This is a genomic window from Leifsonia sp. TF02-11 (assembly GCF_017565305.1).
Classification (GTDB): Bacteria; Actinomycetota; Actinomycetes; order Actinomycetales; family Microbacteriaceae; genus Leifsonia.
Window position 1 is genome coordinate 1 of record NZ_JAGEKP010000047.1, and the last position, 1,972, is coordinate 1,972.

The 1,972-nt window shown below is 66.4% G+C and carries 3 protein-coding genes; all 3 read left to right on the top strand.

What is annotated here, in order from left to right:
- The first annotated feature begins 106 nt into the window (after positions 1 to 106).
- Positions 107 to 328, top strand: coding sequence for a ParB N-terminal domain-containing protein (locus JNB50_RS24800; protein WP_168688433.1), 222 nt, complete (start codon positions 107 to 109; stop codon positions 326 to 328).
- A gap of 39 nt (positions 329 to 367) precedes the next feature.
- Positions 368 to 1,510 (top strand): chromosome partitioning protein, encoded by a 1,143-nt coding sequence (locus JNB50_RS24805; protein ID WP_208042746.1) that lies wholly within the window; start codon positions 368 to 370, stop codon positions 1,508 to 1,510.
- Between the two features lie 126 nt (positions 1,511 to 1,636).
- The coding region (locus tag JNB50_RS24810) for a hypothetical protein (protein ID WP_208042747.1) at positions 1,637 to 1,972 on the top strand (336 nt) is incomplete at its 3' end.

Here is a 1,972-nt window from a genome sequence, read left to right on the forward strand (position 1 = left end):
CTTGACAGATATAGAAGCGTCGACCCGGCACTGCGCTCCGCTCCCGTTCACCCTCGATCCCCTTGCCAGACAGGCGAACAAGAACAGTTGAAGGGATCCCAGAACCATGAGCGACACCACCACCGTTGCGGGCACCATCGAACACCTCGACCCACACGCCCTGATCATCGAAACCAACGTGCGCCCCTCCGCACCCATCACCCCCGCGTTCGTGCAGAGCATCCGCGAGAACGGCGTTCTCACCCCGGTCCTCGGGCATCGAAGCGACGACGGCCAGGTGACCGTCCGAGCTGGACAGCGCAGGGTGTTCGCCGCCCGCGAAGCATGACTTGCCACCATTCCCGTCTACCTGGTGGAGGCTGACGAGGTGACCGCGGAGCGGATCGTGCAGCAGATGGTCGAGAACGACCAGCGCGAAGCCCTCACCGACGGCGACCGGGCCGCCGCCTTCCAACAACTCGCATTCGAAGGACTCAGCGTCACCGCGATCGCCCGACGCACCGGCACCAAGCAGAAGGAGGTCAAGACCGCACTCGCGGTGGTCGAGAACCAGGTGGCGGCGAGCGCAATCCAGGAGCACCAGCTGACCCTGGATCAGGCGGTCGTGCTGATCGAGTTCGACGGCGACGACGAAATCCGCAACGACCTCATCCAGGTCGCCACCACCGACCCAGCCCAGTTCGCGCACGCGGCCCAGCGGGCACGCGACGACAAAGCCCGCGCCAAGACCAAGGCGGATGCGGAAGCCGACCTGGCGGGACGTGGCTACCTAATCCTCGACGCGAACCCCGGCTACTACGACACCGAGTACACGCGCATCAGCGAACTCCTCACCGCCGATGACCAACGCGTTACCGTCGAGCACATCGAGAACCTGGACGGGCGAGCGGCCTTCGTGCGTGTCTACGCGGACGGCGACGCCACCATCAGCTACTTTCTCCGGGACGCGAGAGCGGCAGGCTTCCACACCTACGGCGGTACCCCGTCCAAGTCGGGGCCGATGACCGACGAGGAGAAGGCCCAACGGCGCATCCTGATCGCGAACAACAAGGCGTGGGCGTCCGCTGAGATCGTCCGCCGCGAATGGCTCGCCACGCTGCTGTCCCGGAAGGCTCTGCCCAAGGACGCGGCGGTCGTGATCGCCAAGGGTCTGACCGTCCACCGGCAGGCGATCAGCACCGCCACCCGTGAGGGCAACGAGCTCGCCCACCAGTTGCTCGGCCTGGAGCCCTCCGGCTACTTCGAGAACGACAAGCTCGTCGCGTTGCTTGAGCAGACCCCGGCAAAAGCGCAGCATGTCGCGCTGGCGGTCGTCCTCGGGGCGTGCGAGTCGGTCACGAGCAAGCAGACCTGGCGGTACCCCTCCCCCACCGATAAGGACTACTTCACCCAGCTCGCCGCGTGGGGCTACAACCTCAGCGATGTCGAGCAGATCGCGACAGCAGGCGACGCCGTCCAGACGGCAGAAGAAGCTGGGGCGGTCAGCTCGGACCCTGGCGTGAGCGACTGATCCTGCCGGAGGGAAGCGGGCCTGCGCACCAGGCCCGCTTCTCGCTTGCGCTGTCAGGACAGTTCGCGAGTCGCCGCTTGCACCGTCGACGGCCCGACCACTGGACCTCCGCGCTGGGATACCCGGTTGAAGGCGACGAACGGCACACACGCCGTCTCAGCCGTGAGCGCCGCCAGACGGCCGATCGGTGTGCGGGGATCGGCGGCGATCGCCCATCCATCGACTGCGTACCGGCTCACCGTCTCGACGCACTCCCGCTTCTCCTCCGCCGAGGGGCTCGTCGAGCCGACCACCCCGACCAGACCGCCCCGCAGTTCCGGACCCATGTTTCTCGTATCGATGGCGAATACCCGCATCCTGATCACTCCCCTGGTTGATCGTTTTGTTTGCCTTTCCGGCGGGGAGATCAGTGGCGAGTGGGAGGTGCGCAGTGCCGGGACCGTGGAATACCGGACTGGAGCG